The sequence below is a fragment of the Paenibacillus sp. FSL H7-0703 genome, assembly GCF_038003485.1.
GTDB lineage: Bacteria > Bacillota > Bacilli > Paenibacillales > Paenibacillaceae > Paenibacillus > Paenibacillus polymyxa_B.
Window position 1 is genome coordinate 237,524 of the sequence record NZ_JBBOPF010000002.1, and the last position, 24,199, is coordinate 261,722.

Sequence of the window (24,199 nt, forward strand, 5' to 3'; positions counted from 1 at the left end):
GAGTCAGACCCGTCACTTCAATCGGGTCTCCCAGCTCCGTGCCTGTCCCGTGAGCTTCAATATAGCTGACCGTCCGCGCGTGGACCCCCGCTCGCTCCAATGCCGTCCGAATCAGTTCCCCTTGGGCTGTCGGGTTCGGCACTGTATAGCCGTTGGTCTTACCCCCATGGTTGATGCTTGTCCCCCGGATCACCGCATGGATGAGGTCCCCATCAGCGATCGCCTTGGACAGCGGCTTTAATAGGACGACCCCCGCGCCTTCTCCAGGGACAAATCCATTGCCTCCTTTGCCGAAGCTCTTGCATTGCCCGTCTGCTGACAGCATGTGGTTGGCGCAAAGTCCGACATAGCTGAGCGGATGGAGATACAGATTTACTCCGCCTGCAATAGCCATTTCGCATTCTCCACGGTACAGATGCTCACAAGCTTCATGAATCGCGGTCAACGAGGACGAACACATCGTATCGATCGGCATGCTTGGCCCTTGCAAATTAAAGAGGTACGAAATCCTATTCGCTACTGAACTAAAGGATATTTGGGGAAATATTTGCGCTCCCTTCTTCCATAATTCCGGCCCATAGAGCTCGTAGCCCGTCTTAGTAATTCCGGCAAATACGCCTACCCGGCGGTTATGCCGCACCGCAAGCTGTTCCCGAGTATAGCCCGCGTCCTCCAGTGCTTCCCAGCAGGCTTCAATGAACAGCCTTTCCTGCGGGTCCATACCGAGTGCTTCCCGTGGCGAAATATTGAAAAACAGCGGATCGAATTCTGCAAATCCTTCGATAAAACTTCCCCATTTGCTGTAGCTTTTTGCATTCACCACCGCTTCCTGTGGATCAGGATGGAAGAACCCTTCCAGCGTCCAGCGCTCACGCGGGATTTCGGTGACACAGTCCTTCCCTGCTTTTAGATTTTCCCAATATTCGTTCATGTCTCTGGACCAGGGATACTTTCCAGCCATCCCAATGATCGCTATCGGTTCACGCATTTCCGCAGGGACAGACCCGGCTAAGCTTCGGACAGGCTTCGCTTCCGCCTTTGCCGCAGATGGCACGGCTTCTTCTTCGACATACAGCGGTGCCGCAACTGTTTCCTCCGCAGGCTGTATGTCATGGCTCATCCCGGCCCACTGCATACACTCCTGCGGGTATTCTGCCACAAAATATTCCGTCAAGGCGCGCAAGTTCTGGTACTCATAAAACAGCGTCTGGGACAGTTCTCCAAAAAAGCCCGCCAGCTTGGCATTCAGCTGGGTAATCATGATCGAGTCGATTCCATAGGTTTCCAGCGGTTCATTGGTTTCAATGCTGCCGACGCTCAGCCGGGTCACCTCTCCAAACAGTACCTTGAGACTATGCAAGGTTTTGTCGTAGAGCAAGCCTGCATCCAGCATAGGTACGCTTGCTTGGTTAGGTACTGCCTGAATGGCACGGACACCGGCTTGTGAAACGGCTTTCGCCAGGTAGGCCTCAATATTCTCAGGTTCCCCCTCCAAGACCATTACCTGCTCCTTACCGGAGGCCAAGCTTTGGTACAACGCCCTCATTCCCGACCGAGTCTGCATGGCTGTAATGCCCATGTTTTGCGTCATGATCTGTTCCGAATCCGCATCGATCCGCATTCCGCCCTCTTTCCATAGCGGCCAGCAGATGGATAACGTCTGCCCCCGCCGTTGCTTGGCCCCTACCAGGGCATTCCGATATTCGGCGTATGCGTCCATAAAGGCATTGGCGGTTGCATAATCAGCCTGTCCAGGATTGCCCAGGCTGCCCGATATGGAAGAAAAGAGCACGAAGAAGTCCAGGTCCTGACCGCTGCTCGCCTCATCCAGATGGGCTAGTCCGCTCACCTTCGGTCCCAGCACCTCTATAAATTCTTCCCTTGTTTTCTTGATGATGAAGTTATCTTGAATCACCCCTGCACAGTGGATAATCCCATGGACACGTCCATATTCCTGCTCGATGCTGTCCAGTAAATCGATAACCGTCTTCCTGTCGGTGATATCGCCTTGCCTGTACACCACGCTGGCCCCTGAAGCTTCCAGCTCCTGCAGCTTCGTCTGCTTATCTCGGTCCAGCGGCGACCGCCCCGTCAAAATGAAAGTCGCTGCTTGCGTCTGCCGCGTAATCTCTTCTGCAACCAGCAGCCCCAGACTGCCGGAGCCGCCGGTGATCAGATAGACCCCACTATCTCTCCATGGAAGCTCCTCTTTTTGCCCAGATGTTTCAAGCCTGCTCCAGCAAGCGGTTTTCCGTTGACCTTCCTCATAGCGAATCCAGCCATCCATCGGGCTTCGACTGTTGTCCTCCAGCTTCGCCAGGATGCCTTCCGCCTGTTCTCCCTGATCCACTTCAATCAGCTGCCCGATGAATTTTGGATTTTCCAGCCGGGCTGTCTTCAACAGTCCCGAAAGTCCCGAAAAGAGTCGTCCTTCCCCAGAGTTCCGTACCACAATCTGGACCAGTACTCTTCCCTTCGGCTTGTCTTTGAGCATACTTTGGATGCTCTCAAAGGCCTGAACAGCATAAGCCTGGAACCGCTCATCGACCCGGCCTTTTCCGGATTGAAAGGCAAGCACCTGCGCAGCTCCATTCAAGCTCGCTTCGAGTTTCTCGTGCAAAACTTCTTCCGGCTCACAAAGCAAGACCATTCGCCAATCATAGGCAGGGGCTTCGGCTTCCAGCGGTATGTCCTGCTTCTTCCAGACAGGCTCAAATAGCAGTGTACAGCTACTCGTAACCGCTGGCGCTTTCGCTGTTTCGGTTCTTACTGCTCTAGCCTCAACCTCTGGAGCCCAACAACGCTCCTGTGCAAAAGGATACGTAGGTAGACTTATTCTTTTGGGTATGACATTGGAATATAGCAATCGCCAATCTATATAGAAGCCTTTGGCCCACAACTCTGCCAGCTTGTTCATTTCACGATTTGCAATCCATTTGCTCATTAATTCCTTGAAAACTTCTTCCTGTTCAAATAATTGCACTGAATCTTTTGACTGATTGTTTTCTCCCCTCCAGCAGTTCTCGATAGGTTCTTGTTCATTCGTGAACGATTGGAGCTTTTGTACCAGCTCGCTCGTATTCTTTACGATAAAAGCTACCCGGTTTTTCATTGCCATTCGTCCTGTCTGAAGCGTAAAGGATACATCCGACAAATTAATGTCTTCAGAAGCTATCAAAAAATCTGAAAGCTCTTGTGCATACACTTTAAGCCGATGATGATGCCTTGCAGATAACGGAATCAGATAGACAGCATCTTCGTTCATAGAACTATCTTTAAATCGTTCTGATTCAGCATTGACTACAAATTGTTCGAAAATGGCATGAGCGTTAGTTCCGCCTATTCCAAAGGAGCTTAACGCCGCCCGGTGAGGAGCTGACGCCTTTTCCCATTTTTGGAGGCTATCAACAACATAAAAGGGTGAATCGGGCAAATGGATATCAGAGTTTGGTTTTTCGTAATTAAGCGAAGGGGGAATCTCATTATGGTATAAGCTTAAAGCAACTTTAATGCACCCCGCCAAACCTGCTGCAGTATCCAGATGCCCGATATTGGTTTTGACCGATCCAATACCGCAAAATTGTTTTTTGGTCGTATACTGCCTGTACGTTTCATTTAAGGCAGCAAATTCAACAGGATCGCCCAATTTTGTTCCGGTTCCATGCGTCTCGATATAACTGATAGATTCGGGATGAATTCGGGTTGATTCTATCGTCTTCTGAATAACCTCAGCCTGACCTTTGACACTTGGGGCATAAAACCCTAATTTGTCGGTTCCATCGTTGTTCACACCTACTCCCCGTAAAAGCGCATAAATATGGTCACCATCTCTAACGGCATCTGGAGCTTTCTTCAGTAGAACAACCCCAACCCCTTCTCCGCCAATCATTCCATCTGCCGACTCGTCAAAGGCTTTAATATGTCCGTCACTGGAAAAATTCAAGCCGGGTTGATGCACATAGCCTAAACTGGTGAAAGGAAAGATCGTGGATGCTCCGACTAAAGCGTATTTGGCTTCACCGGATAGCAGGCTTTGCGAAGCCAGACGCAATCCGACTAATGAGGAAGAGCAGTTCGAGTGCACAAACAGACTCGGACCTTTAAATCCTAATTTATGAGAGATCATGGTAGGAATTGTCCCACCCTGTGCTAAGATCCAGGTTACATATTCATCCGCGTTCTTCAGGACATTAGGCGATTGCGATGCTAAATTGGGAATAAATGCTTGATAGAAGCTACTGCTTGCCGACATAAACACACTGGTATCAGGAATTTCTTTGCTAATATAGCCAGCATCCTCAACGGCTTTCCATGAATGCTGCAACAGCAATTTCATTTGAGGATCCATAAACTCTGCATTTTTCTGTGATAAACTGAAAAACTCAGGGTCGAAATACTCTTTTCCTTCAATTGTGCATCGTCCGGGAACATAGCCTCGATTCCCGACGATTTCTTTTTCTAGCCCTAATCTAACCAATTCTTCCTCGGAAAAGAAGCGAACACTCTCTACCCCTGCCCTCAAATTGCTCCAAAACTCGGCATGGTTTTTGGCCCCTGGAAAATGACATGAAATCCCTATAATTGCGAGACTATCCTCAAAATAATCTGGGTAGGGTGGCTTGAGGTCGTCTTCGCCTGAATCCATTTTCGGTAAGGCTGTATTCTCAGCTGTATCTGTTTGTTCCGGTGTATGTGATTGTTCCGTTTGAGAATCAACATTCTCACTTCTTGTTTCTGTAATGTAGGCACTGAGTTCCTTAACTGTCGGATACTTGAACAATGCTGTCACCGAAATATCGCATTCCAACAATTCCTTGACCCTTCCGATCATCTCTGCTGCTGAAAAAGAATTCCCACCTACGTCAAAGAAAGCATCATCTGTACTTAGATCATCAACATTCAGAAGTTTTTTCCATACCGTTAGCACTTGATGTTCAACATCCGATTGTGGTAAGTGGATCTTTCTTGTTGTTGCTAACTCGATCCTGCGATTCATTAATTCTTTTCGATCTATTTTCCCATTAGGGGTCAAAGGCAGCTTATCTAGCTCTATAAAAAATGCGGGTATCATATAATAGGGCAAGAAAGTTTTTAAATAGTTTCGCACTTCCTTCGGATCGAGAGGAGGCTTACCGGACTCGGAATTGTTCAGCAAACAGTAGGCAACAAGCTGCTTATCCCCCCCCTGTTCCTTGGCAATCACGACACAATCATCGATTCCTGGATATGTTCTGACCTGACCTTCAACTTCACTCAGCTCGATCCGAAACCCGCGAATTTTCACTTGATAATCCATCCGTCCCACATACTCAATAGAGCCGTCCGAAAGCCACCTGCATAAATCTCCAGTTCTGTAGAGCTTGGTTTCCGGATTGAATGGGTTGTCTATGAACTTTTCAGCCGTAAGCTCTGGCTGGTTCCAATAACCTCTGGCCAATCCGCTACCCGAAATAAAAAGCTCTCCCGGAAGACCGACAGGCACAGGTCTAAGATGTTTGTCCAAAATGTAAATCTGGGTGTTTGCGATAGGCTTACCGATCGAAACAGGCTTATCTGCGTCGATCTTTTGAATTGTAGACCAAATTGTGGTTTCGGTCGGACCGAACATATTCCATGCATCACAGCTGTTATGAACAAAATAAGATTTCAACGTTTCCGAAAGGGCTTCCCCTCCACAGAGAACTTTCATGTTCTCTTCGTTCTTCCAGCCGGCTTGAAAGAGCAGGGTCCAAGCCACAGGAGTGGCTTGCATGATTGTCGGTTTTATTCTTTGAATTTCCTGCTTAAGTCTTTCGGCATCCTTTATATTTTTGGAACTGCAAATATAGCATTGAGCCCCCTTAATCAAAGGCAGATATAATTCCAGTCCCGCTATATCAAAGCAATACGTTGTCACTGCAAGTAGTTTGTCCTGCGCTGTTAAACCGGGCTGCTCTCCCATGGAAATAAGAAAGTTGGTCAACGCTTTATGTGGAATCATGACCCCCTTGGGTTTCCCTGTACTTCCAGAGGTATATATCACATATGCCAAATGGTGAGGTTGTACTTCCCGTTTGATTGTCTTTCTACCCTTCACATCACTTTTCAGATGATCCCAATCTCTATCAAGGACAATACAGCTAACGTTGTTCCCTTCCAAACGTGACACTTTCTCCAACAACCCCGATTGCGTAATGACCAGTGAAACTTTGGAATCCTGAAGCATATACTCCAATCGGTCCTCCGGATATTCCGGATCGAGCGGCACGTAGGCTCCACCGGCCATCAGGATTCCTAACAGCCCAATCACCATATCTAAAGAACGTTCCATGCAAATCCCCACAAGAGTATCAGGAGTTACCCCATGTTTCTGCAAATATAAGGCCAGCAAAGTGCTCTTTTCTTTTAGTTCCCCATAGGTAAGCGATTCCTTTTCATATACAACTGCAATAGCCTCAGGTGTTTTTCTTGCCTGTTTTGCAAATAATTCAGGGAAGCACTTATCAGGATAACTTGTTCCGGTAGCATTCCAGTCATTAAGGATGATGTCCTTTTCCTCTGGTAAAAGTAACGAATGCTCCTCCAAGGGCCAAGTGGGATTCTCCATAAGTGCTTCCGCTAATTCTATATAACGCTCTGCCATCTGTATGATGCTTGAATAATCGAACAAATTGGAGCGATATTTGATATTTAATATCATTTCCTCTTCCTGCTCTTGCAGTTCCAATACCAACTCGTATTCGCCTTCCTGGTGAATTTCTTCAACCAATTCGACGAAAAAGATATCTTTATATGGCTCGCAAAGCTGCCGAAAGCTTGAAGTTGGAAGGAAGTTTTGATAAGAAAAGGCTGCTTGGAAAACAGGAGAGCTCGTCTGCATCCGCGGCACATTCAATTCTCGGACCAGAGTCGGAAAAGGATACGAGGCATGATCCATTCCATCGACTACTGTCAACTGCAATTTTTTCATGAACTCCAAGAATGTTTCTGTTTCCGATATCTGACTCCGGATTGGAAGCATATTGACAAAATAGCCGATTAATTTATCAAAACGCTGCTCCGGGCGCACCATAACTGGCATTCCAACAATGATATCTTCCTGTCCCGAATACTGGTTAAGCAATACCGTATATATACCTAACAAGACTGTAGACAAGCTCGTATATTGCGCTTGGGCAAAAGACTTTACCCGTTTGACCCATTTAAGCGGAAGCGGTTTAGAATATGTTTGTGCTTCCATGCTTTGAGCCGGAAAACCAGAGCGGTCATATGGCAGCTCCAGGGTCGGTAAAGCACCTGACAGCTGTTGTGTCCAGTAGGAACGATACTTCTCCCCTTCTGCACTCGCTAACATCGTTTGCTCCCATTTAACAAAATCGCCGTAGCTCGCTGCGGGTGGCAACACTGTCGATGTCTTTCCCTGTACCACGTTCTTATAGGCATCTAAAAAGCTTTGTATAAACATGCCGAAAGAACTTCCATCAAAAATAATATGGTGGATGACAACCAGTATGAAATGTTCCTGTTCAGATCTGGACATAACATAAATACGCATCAAAGGATCCTGTTCCAGCATGAATGGTTGCTTTACTTTATTCCTAATAAATGGAATAACCTCATCTGCTTCCAAGGCTGAAATATCCTCCACTTGCACATGAAGCGGCTGCGTGAGCTGCAGCTTTTGATAAGGTATCCCATTTTCCTCTTCAATCACACTTTTTAAAATAGGATACTGTTCTAAAACGATGTGAAAAGCCCGTTTAATGCTCTCAATCTCAATCTTCGTATTAAACCGGAGGCATATTGGTATATTGTAAGCATTCATCTCAGGGGACATTTTATGTAATAGCCACAACCCTTTCTGAACTTCAGAAAGCGGATTCCTTCGGAAACTGAGCGAATTTTTCTCAGTATTGACCTGTACAGTGGATTTATCTTCTTCAACCTTTTGGGCTAAATATGCCGATAATAGTTGAATCGTCGGGTTCTCTAAAATTTCTCTTGCTTTAACCTTGATCGGATAGGACTTCTCAAGGCCGCGTATAAGCTTCATGACAAGAATAGAATCGATACCATAATCATGAAGATTTGTATTCAAATTCATTTCCTCGTGCTTGAGATTCAGTTCCCAACACAAAAATTGCACTATATACTCCTGAATCTTCGACTGAACCAACGAAATGGCATTTATGGTAGCGTCATGGTTTTCTGCAGCGGTTTCTTCCATATTCGAATGTGATGGTGAGAACGCACTCCGATATTGATAAAGTGCTTGAAGCTCTTGTTTGATATAAGCATTGCGGCAGATCTTTCTTTGGATTTTCCCACTTCCCGTTTTGGGTATACTTCCCTTAAGCAGCAAATAGATATCGTAAATTTCAAGTTGATGCGTATTGGATACGGCATTCAGTATGTTTTCGACCAACCGTTTGTATTCCTGCTCATGAAGGGGCGCTTCAATTTCCTGTACGACGATTACTTTTTCCTGACCATTGATTTCAGAGGAAAATACAGCGATGGGCAAGGTCAACTCTGGCATATTCTTTTGAATGGTCCATTCAATATCGACGGGATGATGATTTTTGCCGCGAATAATGATGACTTCCTTCTCTCTGCCGATGACATAGATATGATTATCCGCAATGAAGCCAAGGTCCCCGGAACGAAAAAAGCCGCCTTCTTTTGTATCGGAAAGGGCTACCTCAAAAGTGCTATTCGTTTCTTCCTTCCTGTTTAAATATCCCTCTGCCATCCGTGCAGATTTAATCCAAATCTCGCCGACTTCCTCCGGTAAGCATTGTGTATGTCTTTCAGGATGAACAATTCGTATTTGCGTCGGATCTTCAATCTCCCCACAGCTCACTACGGACTTCGATTTGTTCTTCTCATCCGTGTATTGGACTCTTCGTTGCTCCAAGCTAGGGATATCTAAATTAAGGAATCTCATCGACTGACCTGGTTTTATACTGGCGACGGGGCACAGCTCCGATAAGCCAAGGAGGGGACAAAATATATCCTCTCGTAGCCCTAATGCCCGGAATTTATGGATGAAGTTCTCGTAAGTTTCCTTCCGAATGGGCTCACCTGCACATATAATCGCTTGGAGATGGCGAAGTGAATATTGCTTAATTGAAGCGATGTCCAGTGTGGAGCAGCAATAATCGAACGCAAAATTTGGCGCTGCCGTATGGGTAGCCTGATACTTGTCAATCATATGAATCCAATTTTCCGGATTTTTAGCGAAGCTTTCTGGCGGGAGAATAATGCTCGATGCCCCGTTTAAAAGTGGGACTAAAATATTGTTATGCAGTCCAAAAGCATGAAATTGCGGCGTCCAGGAAACAACACGACTATTCCGGTCAATTCTCCATTGCTCAGCCTTGGCCTGATTCATCAAGCAGCTGTGACTAAGGATTACACCTTTTGGTAAGGATGTTGAGCCCGATGTATACATCAAAAGAGCAGTATCCTGCGGCGCTGGCATTCTCATTTCTATGTCAACGTCAACGGCGTCTTCTTGAAAGATTTCATCAATATTCAGGATACGGATTGAATTAAACTCCTCCCGTGTTTGGAGAAATGCTTTGAAGTCCGTATTAGTTATGATACATACGGCTTGGGAATCCCTATAAATAGGCATCATCTTCTCAAAGATTTTTTCATCCGGCTCCGAATCTGTAATAGGTGTAGGTATGGCCACGATATTTGCATAAAAACATGCCAGCATGCTGCTGATATATTCCAGGCCCTGAGGAAATACAAGAAGTGCTCGTTCCTGCTCAGCCAGTTCTTTCAATAGGATGCTGCCCAAAGCCTGTATTTGATGTAGAAGCGTATTTCCGGAAAGAATTTGAGGACTCTGGCCTTCTTTCTCAAACGTAAATAACTCTTTTTCAGGAAATTTCCGGCAAGTTTCAATAAAAGAAGCGATCGGAATATCAAGGTTCCATGTTTGGTCATGTTTTCGCATCATTCTCCACCAACTCCTCAAAACACAAAGTTTATATAACATGAGCTAAAGGCTTATCACCCTGTCCATTTTGAGCTATTATTCACGTTTGAAGCATTGCCTGGAGTTGCCTGCTAAAAATATCAAAGAAAAAACGAGTGATGAGGAAGGCTATATGCTTCTTTCACACTCGTTACTGGTTCGCATGAACAACCGCAAAGGCGTTCAACAAATCTCTATTTGGTTATTTTCCAAACAAGTTGATAATTCGTTCTTTAACCTCCGCTTGATGAAAGGTCTTCTCATGCATGATAAGCTCTTGTTCTACGATTTTGGGAAGCTGTTCCCGGAGTGGAGCAACCAAATGATCCTTTAGCGTGATTAAAGAAAATCTGGGTTTCTCGGCTAGCTGCCGGGCAAGATCCATTACATAGCCCATCACTTCTTTGCGGGGCAGGGTCGGAAACGGAACTCCCCGTTTCTCCAGTTCAACGCCTCGATAATTGCCCCCATTTAACAATAACTCTTCTCCCAAGCTGAACCCTAGTTTTTTAGGAATAATATACGTGGCACCCATTCCCGGTGTGAATCCGTATCTCATAAAATTAGTTGTGTACACACTTTCCTTGCTTAGGACTACAAAATCAGCAAATAACCCCATTACAAAGCCACCGCCCACCGCATGTCCCTGCATGGCAGCTATCACTGGAACTTTGCAGCCCAATGCAAGTGAGTAAATATTTTCATCGGTAAACTTCGAGATTCCTTCATGTAAAGCCAACAATCCCTCTTGCGTCCCACCCGTGGCAAAGTAATTATCGTATCCTGTTAGAATTACGACTTTGCAGGTTGAATCTTCTTGGATCGTCTTGAACGCTTGTCTTAGTCCATGGGTCATTTCAAGCGTAAATGTATTTTTATGAACTCTATCTTGCATTTTCACTTGAATAATACCTCGTTCGATTTCAAGTAATTCAACCACGGATTGTGACATTATGATCTTCTTCCCCCCTGCATCCCCATCTTGTGGCGCACGCCATCAGTCCATCCACGGAAATTGCCCCGTTTCAACGTACCGGAAAATCCCCTTAAGATTTTGAGAATCTGAAAACACCTCTTGATTGGACGCCAACGCTAATGGTTTACATTGACGCAAATCGTTGAGTTCATCCATAAAGCGCTTGTAGCGTAAGATCCCCTTCTTGGTCAATCGTCTGAGGCGTAATAAATGTTTGCGTAGCACCATCTCGCTCTGAACATCGTACGCATCAACCAATCCCCATACATGGGCCTGTTGAACCGAAACGGGCTGCGTCATTAGTGTTAAATAATGCGCTTTTTGGAATCCAATCCTGCGGACTAAAAAGGGTAGAACGCAAGCAGGGAAAAGTCCGAATAGCAATTCTGATAAGCTGAACTGTGCCGTCTCGTTAGCTATCACAATATCGCTGGCAGCAATAAATCCGACGCCACCAGCGTTTGCTTTTCCTCGCACATGAGAAATCGTGATATAAGGCCCAGTTGCTAGTTTTAACCACAGATCATACATAGGCTCTGGACTCATTGCATGTTCTTGTCCACTTTCCACTTTTTCACGCATTCCCTCAAAATCCGCCCCAAAACAGAACACCTCTGGCAGACCCTCCAAAACTACGATCGTAACCGACTCTTCACACAGTGCCAGCACATGCAAGCACTCCTCGATGAGGATATTATTAATCGTATTGTTTGCCTCAGGTCGGTAAAACCGAATATAACAAATCGATTCTTGAAAGCGAACCTGAATCGTTTGATAACTCATGATTCCCACCTGTATTTACGGTGGAATTCATAGATTTCTTCCAAATACAACCGCTGTCTCCCTTTCCCGGAAGCTATGACCCCCGGAATCAATTGAAAATCCAGCTTGGCGTTGCGGGTTCCAAATCGTACGGCGCCACTGCCTTTTAGCAGGGATTCATATTCATCCATAGATAACTGATAGCGATCATTCAAATTACGCTCAATTTCAAATCGCCGTAGATGTTCCTGGCTTTGCGGCATAACAACCCCGCTATAAAATTCAGAGCAGCAGCCTGACCCGTAGGAAAAACAGCCGATTCGCTTTGGAGCATCGAATGTACCCTGATCAATCGTACCTGCCAAGGAGAGGTACAAAGTTGCCCCCATAATATTTCCGACCCGTTGGCAATACGCTAATCCAGGCTTAACACGTTGTAAATAATCTGCCTCAATCTCATTTGGTTTGGATTGAGTCAACCTTCGCATCATCGTGCGATGCGCTCCTTTTACCATTCCGCCAAAAGGAGTATGAAAGGCAAGATACTGAAAGGTATCTTTATAATCCACTCCTTTCACCCGTTTTTGATATTCCAAAAACGCTTGCTCGCAACAATCCAGATAGGACATTAAAGACAAGTCTGCATCCCCAGCCTCGCTATCTGGAATCGGCCGACAAGTATCCATCACCTCATAGCCGTAATATCCATTAGCGCCTGCATCGATTTGAAAAACATGAGGATTTTCACTAATGAGCATTGCCACGGCCCCTGCGCCTCCACTGGGCTCAGCATAAGACCAATCCTCACTCAAGACATCCCCGCCTTCAGCAGCAATAAATCGTGAAATATCACTGGCAATTACAAGCGCTTTTGCTCCTGGCGAGACCTGAGAAAGAATAAAATTCACCGCCATTTGGAGTCCTGCAGTACCGGAATAGCAGGCTTGCTTGAGCTCAAATAATCTGCAATTCCGATTCAGCCCCAAATAGTGGTGAATATATGTACTGATTGATTTCCCAAAATCAATACCTGATTCTGTACAGGTGATAAGCATTTCGATTCGGTTTTTTTCCGCTTCTGAAAGAGCGTCCACCAGCGGTTTTGCCGCATTTACTCCAAAGGTAACTGGATCTTCATAAGGCAGGGCAACCGCCTTTTCTTTCATTAATAAATTTTCGAACCTTGTAGGATCCAATTGCCTGTGTTGGGCTAATTGCATAACATCCAGATAGGCAGAGCCACCAAAAACGTTCATTGCCTCAATTCCCACGACAACCATAATCGTCCCCCTCTCTCAAATACGCGTCTCACATTTTTGCATACAAATGGCAGTATTGATTCCACCAAATCCCATGCTCAGATTCATGGTATTGTGAATAATTGCTGGTACAGACTCATTCTTCACCCAATTGCAGTCCAAATGGATAGGCTCCTCCAAATTACGGGTAGGGTGAAGTCTCGACTCTTTCATTTGTAAAAGAGTAGCCACAATTTCAACCGTTCCTGCCGCGCTCAATCCATGACCGATAATGGATTTGGTTGCATTGATATAGGCATGTGACAATTTACAATCCTGTAGTGCCTTTATTTCTATCTCGTCTCCAACGACTGAGCCTGTCCCATGGGGATTAATATAATCAATCTCTTCCGGCATTAGCTTTGCTTTCTCCAAAGCTCTTCTAATCACTCGGGCTTCGCCTTCGTAAGAGGGATTGGGATTCCGGTTTCGATCCATTCCCATATCCCATCCTGCAAGTTTGGCATATGGTTTCTCCCGACGCCTCACGGCAGAATCGGCCCGTTCTATGACTACAACCCCGCAAGATTCCCCATAGATGAACCCGTCCCGCGACTGATCAAATGGTCGACACGCCATTGCAGGTTCATCGGCATATCGGTCGCTTCCCATCGCTCCCAAGGACCGCAATGCCTGGCATTCCATATACGAAATATCCATCAATGCCCCCATTGCAATACAAACATCAACACGATCTGCCTGAATTGCCTCAATTGCTTGAATGATTGCGACTTGTCCACTCGCGGATGCACCACCGACGGTATAAGCTAACCCCTGAATGCCGAACTGTTCGGTACATAGTCCGCACAAATCAGTATCCATAAAGGAAACCCCATAGGTCGGCGGTACAAAGCACATTTTTTCCCGATAGGCCTCATAGGTCTGAAATAGCTCCCGTTGCTGAAAATTGGAGCCTCCAACCACCAGTCCAATACGGCTAGGATCAACGTTATCCAATTGGGCATCATCCCACGCTTCTTGAAGGGTTACCATGGCCACCTGCCCCGAAAATGATGCTGTACGTAACATTCGTTTGGATAATGCATTCGGATAAGACAAGGGTGGCAGCTCCGCACCTATAAATGAAGCTTCGCCTCTTCTGCCAGGGCGCTGCATGACGCCAAATGCATGCTGCCCTTTGAACAACGCCGAGGCAAAAGCAGCCTTCCCCTGCCCAATCGCCGAAGTCACGCCAATCCCCGTAACGACTAACTCAGACTTTTCATAATTTTTCATAATTTCGCATAAAGCGCATCTGTCAATTCCCCTATATTTTTCACGCCAGACAATTCGACACGCGGCATATGAAGAGATAATGTTTCCATCGTCTTGTTTACAATTTCGGCCCGATCTACTGAATCTGCACCCAAATCCACCAATCGATCGCTATACTCGAACGTGTGATCTTGTAATTCAGGAAGCACTTCACGAATACAACGTTTAACAATATCGAATACTTCTTCCTTATGCATGGGTATCCTCCTAAAAGATAAATGTTTTAAAACTCAACAACCCGGTATTCAATAAGCATGACCTACAAACGGATTTCGATGAAAAATTGTATTGAATTTCTCATAAATCCGAGAAGTATTCATACTCCATTCCGTCTTCCTCGGTGCTACAATCGTGCAGATATAGTCACCTAACTGGTAAGACTGGGCAGCATATTGTGGAAAATGTGAAAATGTACTTTGGAAGTATCCATCCACCAATCTGGTCTCATTCATTTCAAGTACATGCAGCGATGTTGTAAAACCTGTGCGCAATATTTTCGACAAGGCCTCCTTCACTGTCCAAAAAACCGTCAATAAAGCTGAGTACTCCCCTACTCCCCGCACGACAGAGATTCTTTCCTTTTCTTCCGTCGTCAGTTGGCTTTCTATTGTCTTATTTCGCTTTGAATCAATCCTCTCAATATCAATACCCATGGGATGTGCTTCGGGAAAAACAACAGCCGCTCCGATATAGTCGCAGTGGGCAATGCTCACCTGATAGCTGTGGACACCATTGATTCGAAGCATGGGCTGGCCGAAGACACCCGTCTCCACACTTACGTTGCGCAGGTTTGGCTCGCTTAACAGCACCGAAACCGCTTGTTTCGCACTTAGCCTGCCAAGCACAAAGTTGGATTTCCGCCGATGGAATACCAAACTCTCGAAGTAACTACACTCATCCGAATGGAAAACTTCCCGATCAAGGGGAGCGTCTGCATTATAATCTGCATGGACAAAACTGACGGCCGCCTTCATCACGGCATCTTCCCGCTTCAATATTAGTTGTTCTGCATACGAGGCTACGCATATCCCCCCTAGTAAACTACTACCTTCGCAGTCCAAATCAAAAAAGGCCTTCAAATCCCTTATGGGTTCTGAAAGCTTCCTCATGGAGTATGAACTCGTCATAAGTTCTCCATTTTAAACCTTACTTATAATTTCCAACGCTACTCTCACTAACCTAATATCACCCATAAATTCTAACTGGATGATTGCTTGTCTTTTATGTCTATCTATTTTCTTGACTATACTCCCCCTTCCTTTAAGAGGGCCATCTAGGATACGTATATTGTCTCCTTCAATAATTCCAGTTGATGATTCTATACAATAGCTATCATTGCATAGACTCTCTAACATTTGTTTCTCCGAATCTCTCATTGAAGCTTCAAACTTCGAGTATCTCAATAAACGAATGATATCACTAGAAGTACAAATCATTGAATTTGTACTGGTTACGAACTGCAAGTCAGGTAAATTCGACTCAATAAATACATAGCTTGGGAACAAAGGAGCCCATTCTTTCTTTACTATTCCTGCTACTTTAAAAAGTCTCTCTTGGAGAGGTATAAAGGGTTTGTAGACTTCAGAATCTAACCACTCATTAATAAGCTGCTTGACCTGTTCTTCCCTACCCGTTCGCACAAAAAACACGTACCAGCTCACTTAACTCATCTCCTATAAAAACGTACTGCCAAATCATCTTCTATAATGTCTACTACCCATATACATAGCTTCGCCCTTTCACTTATCCTACTTGATAAGCTACAATCTCTCACGATATATCCCTCATTAATGGTTAACGTGACCCGCCAGCGATTAACCACAGACAAGTTCCTTTATTTTTCATATAATCATATAATTGGAATAATGTTTTTCCATTATAATCCTCTACTCAAACCCTGTCAATTCACAGTTGATTGGGAACGGCCAAGTTCATCATTGGATTCGCAAACCTTTCTGAAAATAGCTCAATTTGAGGTCATTATTATCTTTCGAGTACAGCTTTTATGTTTCTAGCGGCTCATAAAAAGACTGATCTGGGTGCTTTATACTAGTGAACTTGAGCATCTGAGGCATGCACAAGCGATAGATCGTTATGTACTATTTTTTATATTCAATATTTTCTCTCACCATTAGAACTGGGCCACAATACAGACTCATTTGAAATCGAACAGGCCCTTTTGGTTCGGACGCATTCTAAATTTAATAAAAGATTCCTTACTCGTAAATTGAAAATAAATATTTTCATCCATGAGGTGATTGAGTGTAAAACCAGGCGCTTTACCAAATGAATGAGCAGGATAAATTTGAATAGAGTCATCAATTTCTCGCTTTATTTTTTGAACGCTATTATATAATTCTACTGGATCTCCTCCATTTGGGTCACAAAAGCCACAACCTTCAATGAAAATTGTATCCCCAGTAAATAAGCGATCTGACAACAGATAGCATACACTTCCCACGGTATGTCCGGGGGTCAAAAGACTTTTAATTTCCGTTTCACCAACCTTGATTGAATCCTTGTCTTTAATTGAATGTAAATTTCTACATCTAAAATTATAAAAATCGATTTCGTTTGTTGACATGAATACTTGCGGGTTATATTTTTCTAGGAGTGGATTTACCAAATTAATATGATCCCAATGTGAGTGAGTTAATAGTATCGCTTTGAGATCGCCATTCAATTGTTGAAGATAGGATTCTACTTTCAATAAATCCCATGATGGGTCAACAATAGCTATGTCTCTTGTTTTCTCATCCATTACAAAATATACATAGTTAATGAAATTCATAAAACAAACTCTTAACTGTTCCATATGATAAGTCAGATTCATATCAGCTTCACTGAACCACCTTCCCAATAGTTAATTAAAAACAACAACATTCTGTTTGAAGGATTTTTACCCCTTCATTTTTGGAGATAATTTACACTCAATTATAAAGCCCCCATTTCGTGGTACCTACGATTATAACAATTGATGCAATAGAAAGGCTCCGACTCTCTGTTACAAGATCGCTAAATCTTGCCAAAACAAAAAAACGCCTCTCCGTATGTTAACGGTGAGACGTTTTTGTTGGTTCTGTGTTCCTGTTACGAAGTTTTCCGCAGGTACACAGAACCTCGCGTTATTTTTCGTTCATTTAACTTTGATGTGTCCATGGTAATTCAAGAATGCCGAGGACCGGGATCGAACCGGTACGGTAGTCACCTACCGCAGGATTTTAAAACATGAGTTTTCAATATACTGTACTGGCATACAGTTCCAAAATCCAGCATTCTCAAGGCTTTTGTGTGTTCGTATATGTTCTCATTTGGACTGTATTCTACACAAAATACTACAGTCTGTCCCCAATAAAAAGAGCAGAAGGGATTAATTCCTTACTGCTCTTTTTGCCTTCTACTAAATACAAAATCATTATCCGCCGACCACTAGGTTAGCGGGTAGTATCTTTTGCCGTATGTGTTGTCTTACCTCATGCACACTATCGTTTTTTGTACACTGTAATCTAATTTCTATCCTCCAACGCATCCTAGGAAAAAGCCAGTTTATTATAAACCGTGATAATTATTCCGAAATTAAAAAATGATACACAGTATACATTCTTAATGACTCTCTGGTTCTGAATAAGCTTGGACTACTTTTTTATGAGTAGTACCTTAGGCTTAAACTATTCCATCCGTTCCCGCTCCTCACTATGAATTAACAGGACATGGTTATGAAGAAAAATTCGTGATAATATCTATGTCATAGTAAGTAGATATGAATTAATTGTTTGGAGGGATAATTTTGACTAAAATTCACCAAAAGTTGACAGAATTAATTGGAAATACTCCTTTGTTAGCACTGTTGAACTACAGCCAAATCCAAAATATTGAGGCAAGCGTGGTAGCAAAGTTGGAATATTTAAATCCGGCTGGTAGCGTTAAGGACCGCATTGGATATGCTATGATTAAAGACGCTGAGGAGAAGGGCTTAATCAATAAAGACTCCGTTATTATCGAGCCGACAAGTGGAAATACTGGAATCGGACTTGCATTTGCAGCTGCGTCTCTTGGATATAAACTTATAATTACACTTCCTGAAACGTTTAGTATCGAACGTCGTAAGCTTTTGACTGCGTTCGGTGCTGAGCTTGTGTTAACACCGGGATCCGAGGGGATGAGAGGCGCTATCAAGCGTGCTGAGCTCTTAGCTGCCGAAATACCGAACTCTTTCATACCACAGCAATTCAGCAATCCTGCCAATCCAGAAATTCATCGCAAAACTACAGCGGAGGAAATCTGGCAGGATACAGACGGCGGTGTAGATATTTTTATCGCGGGCGTAGGTACAGGTGGAACTATTTCGGGCGTTGGCCAAGTATTGAAGGAACGAAAACCTTCTGTAAAAGTGATAGCCGTCGAACCGTTCGATTCACCAGTGCTGTCTGGCGGTACTCCAGGTTCACATCAACTACAAGGACTCGGTGCTGGTTTCATTCCAAATAACTTTAATGAAGAATATGTGGATGAGGTTTTCAAAGTTAAAAACGAAGATGCGTTTGAAACTGCACGCCTGCTTGCCAAAACAGAAGGGCTGCTTGTTGGTATTTCTTCTGGGGCTGCGGTTTATGCAGCAACACAAATTGCGAAACTTCCAGAAAACAAAGGCAAGATGATCGTGGTCATATTACCTGATACAGGTGAGCGTTATTTATCCACTCCGCTTTTCTCACACGTAGAATTATAAAACGCCGAAGGCAGGGATCCTCCTGCCTCATTTGTTAATTTTCCAGCCACGACAAGCAAGAGCCTATAGAATTGCTTCATTAACCTAAATTGATACCTTTCTTCGCCAGCGGTCCATTTTTCGCACAACGAATGGACCGCTAGCGAAGAAAAAGTTACCTTGGCCCAGCGCGATGTCATTGTAGCTCATCAGGCTTTTTCTGTAAAAGTGAGCTTCTCCGTAATAGTCTTGTACCACTCTGTAAGCCTCTTTCTTTAACTTGATGCGGGTGTAACGCATCATCATCAGGAAGTCTTCGATTGCGATATGAGGATCTGCTTTTTTAGTTAATCAGCTAAAACACTAGCGTCAAATGCTCCTAGAAAGACTTCGACTTGAAATGTCGTAGGTAAGGCGGTTGAAAATATTTCTTGTTTGTTGGATAACGTCAGTAGAATATTTACTCCCCTTAGATTTTTGCTAGATACTTGCTGAAATGATATCCTCCAACTTGTTCCAACTAAAATCATCCTCGCCACGAAACAGTTTCACTTCCCTGCGAGCAGTATTTATAGACATGATTACACCTGTGAGTTCTTCGTCATCGAACGGGCTAAAAACCACTATCGATATAGGTTGACGTGTGTTGTAAGAGACTATGATCGCCTGCTCAATTAGCTGCACTTCTTGATCATCAAGTTCAGGCTTACCACGCCGTTGGCGATCTTTCATAAGCTTCAGGCATGCTTCCTTATGTTTAGGGATGATTATCCGACTGCTTTCCCATAATCCATTGCCCTCAAGTTTCTTTCCCATGTATACAGCCTCCTGATGTGTTATGTAGAAATCATATTCCGAACATACGTTCTAGACAAGGCTTTTTGTATGCCGAATCCAAAACTTTTGTCCTAGAAAAATATTCCTAGGTCTGATAGACTACACGAAAATACAAAATCAGGGGGATAATATGAAAATTGTAACAGGTATATTGGTGGCTGCCGCGTTTCTAACGCTTGCAGCTTGCTCGCCTAAACAAACTGCCACAACAAATGACACTAAACCAGCTACTACGCCAACGAATACTGCCGCACCAGCAGCACCAGTGGAACAAAAGCAAGAAGATACGGTTACACCTATTAAAAAGGGCGAGACAGTTACAATACAAGATTTCGCTGATATAACAGTAACGGGAAATAAGATTTCGAAAAAAATCGAACCCTCTAAACCGGGAGACTTCCACACACTATACAAATCCAAAGAAACAGACTCCACCTTCTTTGCTCTAATCATTAAAGCCAAAAATCTTGGGACAGAAGGTATTAAAGCGGATAAAATAGCGGAAGTAAACCTAAAATTTGATAACAAATATGATTATGATACATTCAGTACTATTGAGGAACGTGGTGGTGAAGACTTTACTTACACCAACATAACTAGCGTAGACCCACTTAAAACGGGAACACTGTACTATCTTTCAGAGATCCCCAATGAGGTGGCTAAAAGTGATAAGCCATTAAAAGCAGAGATAAAGATTCAGGATAAAGTTTACGAATATACGATCAGATAAAAAACAACCCCTGAGCAATCCGGGGTTTTAATCTACTGTCAGCAGAAACCAAAGTATTTGACTGAGTGTCTTTATTCCATGCGACCTTTCGAATTGTCATACCGCTAGACTTCATAAAATAAGTTTTAGACGGACTTAGAAATTGGAACAGCGACAACTAAGGACGAGAAGATAAAGTCCTAGACTGTCGCTGTTCCATTGAACTAACGTATCCCGTTAGCGGAATAACATATACGAAATTCTGATATTTTTGTACAACAGTCTTAATGTTTGATTTTCCTTGAAGTCTTTTTTAAATAGAAATTGTAGGCTGGTGCAATGTGTAGGTTAGTAATATTACGTCGTCTATACCTACTATATTTCTAAAAATTTATATATATTTTCTTATTCTCTATTTCGAATTTGCGTCTAACCTATTTTACCGATTTCGGCGGTAAACAATCTGTTGGCGGAAGTGGTAAAGAAGTTGATAGTAGAGCTTGACTGACCGAATATAAAATACGCCGTCGTTATGCCTCTCGTGCATCTTATCTATTTTGATGTCGTTTTATTCTGAATGCTGACATATGTGTCTCGATTGCATGAAACGACGGTTAATCACAGCAGAAACCGACATCCGCCCTCAAATAAAGGGCGCGATGTCGGCTTTAAACTTAACGGCCAAACTCCTTATTGATTATTTTATTGTGAGCCGGCTCCACTTCCGGAGCTACCGAGTTGATGCACGTTACCAAAATATGCTGCCCGCCTAGAGATCCGAAGGCTCTCGATTCAAATCCGAAAGTACCGCCGGCATGCCCCCAGTATGATTGCCCGTCAGCTGTTTTTATTTCATAAATCCCTAGTCCGACTTTACCTATAGGTGAATCTACTGTCGTGAGCATCTGGTTCATTATCTCTTGATTTAGAAGCTTTCCGCCCAACAGCGAACTGAAGAAGGTGGTCAAATCTTTGGTTGTTGAGACTATATCTCCGGCTGCATTTGCCCATGATTGATTCATTTCTGTTAAATCATACAAATGACCCGATCTGTCCATATTATATCCTGTGGCATGCTTACCTGGAATATCGTGACTATTTTCCATTACAAATGTCCCTGTCATCCCGAGCGGTTCGATCAACCGTTTCCTGATCTGCTCCGCATACGTATCTCCTGTTACCTTCTGAATAATTTGACCGGCTAGTATAGTATTCATGTTCGAATAGTTCCAGCCCTTCCCTGGCGCATATACAGGCGGCTTTGCTAGTCCCATGCTGATAAGCTCGTCGGACGAATAGTAACGGAATGGATTTTGAGGCAAGGTAATATCTCGAAAATCAAGATCAGTATAGCTCGCAAGCCCGCTTGTATGGTTCAATAACTGACGAATTGTAATTTTATTGCCGTCATACCCATTACCCTTTATGACCCCCGGCAGCCATTTTTCGACCGAATCATCCAGGTTCAATTTTTTCTCCTGAGCCAACTGCAATACAACGGTAGCAGTGAATGTTTTCGTGATGCTTCCAATACGGAATGAAAAATCCGGCTCCACCGGGCGTGGTACTTCGAAACTGGCTGTACCCGTAGCGTAGGACCAGCGTTCCCCATCCTGTAGCCCGCCTGCCACGACACTTGGAACTCTTTTGTTGGTAACTACTTGATCCATGACGCGTTTGACTTCTTCCCGATGCTTTCTTTTCTTTTCTTTCTCGTTGAGTTCTTTTTTGGGTTCTTTTGCGAATTCCGACGATAAAATATTGTCGGTATTGGCTGCTTTATCGATAGCTTGATAAGTTTCCGTCTGACCCTCTGCGTGGACAGTTCCATAAGCCATTGTACCCGCCAATATGGCTATTAAAGTAAGTGCAACTCCTTTTCGAATGGTGAATGATTTCATAACGCATCGCTCCTATTATTTTGAATGTTGTTCTGCTTTACCCCCTCACCTTACCTCTGATATTGTTAAATCGAACAGTGATAAAACCGCCAAGCTTTTGATGACATCGTACTTGGACCTGTCACATATACCGCATGACAAACTGTCAACTGTCTTATATGACGTGCTTGCTAAGCTACGTTCTAACCGCTGTTACCCCACCCTCTTTCGCTTGACGGATCGGGAAGTTATATTGCATGATAGGTCTGAATCATTCGGAATTTGATTTACAAAAAAATATAAGAAGGTGTGCGTAATTCGTGTTCTCGATAATGAAAAAAAGGGTCTGGTATGATTGGATACTTGTGGCCATACGAACGCTTTGGCTGGTCATTATCGCAAGCGCTGGTTTTGTCGATCCGTCATTGACCGTTGTGTCGCTTTGGGTTGTACTTTCTCTCGCTTTCGTCGTTTATCTCGTTCCATTAATCATCCTCTATAGGAAAGAAGACTGGTATCTCACAATCGAAGTCACGGTAACGGGCTTTTTTTATCTTTATTTAGCCTACGCAGCCCCGGGATTGCTTTGGTCTTTTGTTTTACTCGTGATAACTATCGGCTTGACGAGCAGTCGAAGAACCTATGTGTGGACAGGTATCCTTAGCGGAATCGTATTCCCGGCATTGAACGGTTGGATTGCTGATCGTCTCCCGTATGAGTTTATCGTTAGCTGCAGCCTTGGTTTTGCCATCGGCTTCGCGTTTAATATTTTAATTCAGTCCCATAAGCAAGCCCGAATTATTCAAGAGCAAAAGCTGTTGCTGGAGCAGCATATTAAGCGGATTGAGGAACTTACGCTGATGGAGGAGCGCAGCCGGCTGTCACATGAGCTGAATGACACGATTGGCCATACGCTTACCTCGCTCATCGTCGGCGTCGAATCACTGCGTTCGTCCGTACCAGATGCGCAAATAGAGAGGATCAATTCGCTTGTCGGAATCGCCCAACACAGTCTGGTTGATATCCGAAAGCATCTGCATCAGCTCTCTCATACTCCGTTGAACCATTCGTTAAGTGAATCGCTGCGGCAATTAACTGAAGATTTTATGAAGTCAACAGGTATAACGGTCAAATTCCGTGTGATCGGTAGTGAGACTCTCGTTATGCAAAAAATAAACATTTGTTTATATCGTTGCCTGCAAGAATCTCTAACCAACGTGGTTCGGCACGGCAAGGCGAGCATGATATCCGTTCAGTTACATTTCAATAGTCAGCAGCTTCGATTACAGATCGAAGATAACGGCATCGGAATGGAAGAAATCCAATTTGGATCTGGGCTCAATGGAATGAAGGAACGACTTGAACTATTTCACGGCACGTTGTCCGTGCATTCTGAATCAGGACAAGGAACTTTCGTCATATGTAATATTCCGTTGCAGACAGAGCCTGCACATGATGCGATCCGTCTGCTGATCGTTGATGACCAGTTGATCATTACCGACAGCTTGAAGCAAATTTTGGATCAGCATGCTGATTTTAACGTCGTTGGTACAGCCAGGGACGGGCGCGAAGCATTAGAACATTGTGATCGCTCCCAACCAGATATCGTGCTAATGGATATTCGTATGCAAGGAATGGGCGGGATTGAAGCTTTAGTTGAGATGAAACAACGATGGCCTGATATGAAGGTTGTATTCATGACAACGTTTAAGGATTCCTTGCAGGCAGCAACTGCATTGGAGCGCGGGGCAGAAGGCTACATGCTGAAGTCGATTCATCCGCGG

Annotated in this window: 14 protein-coding genes (1 of these 14 only partly in view); 3 read left to right on the forward strand and 11 right to left on the reverse strand. The window is 44.1% G+C overall.

What is annotated here, in order from left to right:
- From MHB46_RS25265 to MHB46_RS25305, 9 genes are all read right to left on the reverse strand, one after another.
- Window positions 1-9,952 carry the 5' portion of an amino acid adenylation domain-containing protein gene (locus tag MHB46_RS25265; protein ID WP_341163874.1) on the reverse strand. Its footprint begins 1,190 nt before the window's first position, so 9,952 of the gene's 11,142 nt are visible here — the first part of the coding sequence; it begins with the start codon at window positions 9,950-9,952; its stop codon lies beyond the left edge, outside the window.
- A 220-nt stretch (window positions 9,953-10,172) separates the two neighbouring features.
- Window positions 10,173-10,922 carry a polyketide synthase gene (locus MHB46_RS25270; protein ID WP_013310979.1) on the reverse strand — a complete coding sequence of 250 codons (750 nt, stop codon included), beginning with the start codon at window positions 10,920-10,922 and terminating at the stop codon, window positions 10,173-10,175.
- 45 nt (window positions 10,923-10,967) lie between these two features.
- Entirely contained in the window at window positions 10,968-11,729 is a 762-nt protein-coding gene (locus MHB46_RS25275) for an enoyl-CoA hydratase/isomerase (RefSeq protein WP_341163875.1), read from the reverse strand.
- The gene (locus MHB46_RS25280) at window positions 11,726-12,988 is read right to left on the reverse strand and encodes a hydroxymethylglutaryl-CoA synthase family protein (RefSeq protein ID WP_341163876.1); all 1,263 of its coding nucleotides are present in this window, start codon (window positions 12,986-12,988) and stop codon (window positions 11,726-11,728) included. The genes MHB46_RS25275 and MHB46_RS25280 overlap by 4 nt, the downstream gene beginning before the upstream one ends.
- Before the next feature lie 15 nt (window positions 12,989-13,003).
- A complete protein-coding gene (locus MHB46_RS25285; RefSeq protein ID WP_341163877.1) occupies window positions 13,004-14,242 on the reverse strand; it encodes a beta-ketoacyl synthase N-terminal-like domain-containing protein in 1,239 nt (412 codons plus the stop codon).
- Window positions 14,239-14,478, reverse strand: coding sequence for an acyl carrier protein (locus MHB46_RS25290; RefSeq protein WP_341163878.1), 240 nt, complete (start codon window positions 14,476-14,478; stop codon window positions 14,239-14,241). Before MHB46_RS25290 ends, MHB46_RS25285 begins: the two co-directional genes overlap by 4 nt.
- 48 nt (window positions 14,479-14,526) lie before the next feature.
- Complete coding sequence (locus tag MHB46_RS25295) at window positions 14,527-15,390, reverse strand: 4'-phosphopantetheinyl transferase family protein (protein WP_341163879.1); 864 nt, start codon at window positions 15,388-15,390, stop codon at window positions 14,527-14,529.
- Between the two features lie 30 nt (window positions 15,391-15,420).
- Window positions 15,421-15,942: an antiterminator LoaP gene (loaP, locus tag MHB46_RS25300; RefSeq protein WP_250270866.1), complete on the reverse strand. Its 522-nt coding sequence runs from the start codon at window positions 15,940-15,942 to the stop codon at window positions 15,421-15,423.
- Between the two features lie 494 nt (window positions 15,943-16,436).
- Entirely contained in the window at window positions 16,437-17,114 is a 678-nt protein-coding gene (locus MHB46_RS25305; RefSeq protein WP_341163880.1) for an MBL fold metallo-hydrolase, read from the reverse strand.
- Window positions 17,115-18,068: 954 nt separating this feature from the next.
- Here MHB46_RS25305 and cysK point away from each other — a divergent pair.
- On the forward strand, window positions 18,069-19,010 hold the full coding sequence (gene cysK / locus MHB46_RS25310) for a cysteine synthase A (protein ID WP_341163881.1): 942 nt from the start codon (window positions 18,069-18,071) through the stop codon (window positions 19,008-19,010).
- A gap of 459 nt (window positions 19,011-19,469) precedes the next feature.
- On the opposite strand, the gene MHB46_RS25315 is transcribed toward cysK, so the two are convergent.
- Entirely contained in the window at window positions 19,470-19,805 is a 336-nt protein-coding gene (locus tag MHB46_RS25315) for a YolD-like family protein (RefSeq protein ID WP_341163882.1), read from the reverse strand.
- A 151-nt stretch (window positions 19,806-19,956) separates the two neighbouring features.
- Between MHB46_RS25315 and MHB46_RS25320 the strand changes: the two genes are divergently transcribed.
- On the forward strand, window positions 19,957-20,556 hold the full coding sequence (locus MHB46_RS25320) for a bZIP transcription factor (protein WP_341163883.1): 600 nt from the start codon (window positions 19,957-19,959) through the stop codon (window positions 20,554-20,556).
- A gap of 653 nt (window positions 20,557-21,209) precedes the next feature.
- On the opposite strand, the gene MHB46_RS25325 is transcribed toward MHB46_RS25320, so the two are convergent.
- Entirely contained in the window at window positions 21,210-22,436 is a 1,227-nt protein-coding gene (locus tag MHB46_RS25325; RefSeq protein ID WP_341163884.1) for a serine hydrolase domain-containing protein, read from the reverse strand.
- A 299-nt stretch (window positions 22,437-22,735) separates the two neighbouring features.
- Between MHB46_RS25325 and MHB46_RS25330 the strand changes: the two genes are divergently transcribed.
- A partial coding sequence (locus tag MHB46_RS25330) for a response regulator (RefSeq protein WP_341163885.1) occupies window positions 22,736-24,199 on the forward strand: 1,464 nt, incomplete at its 3' end.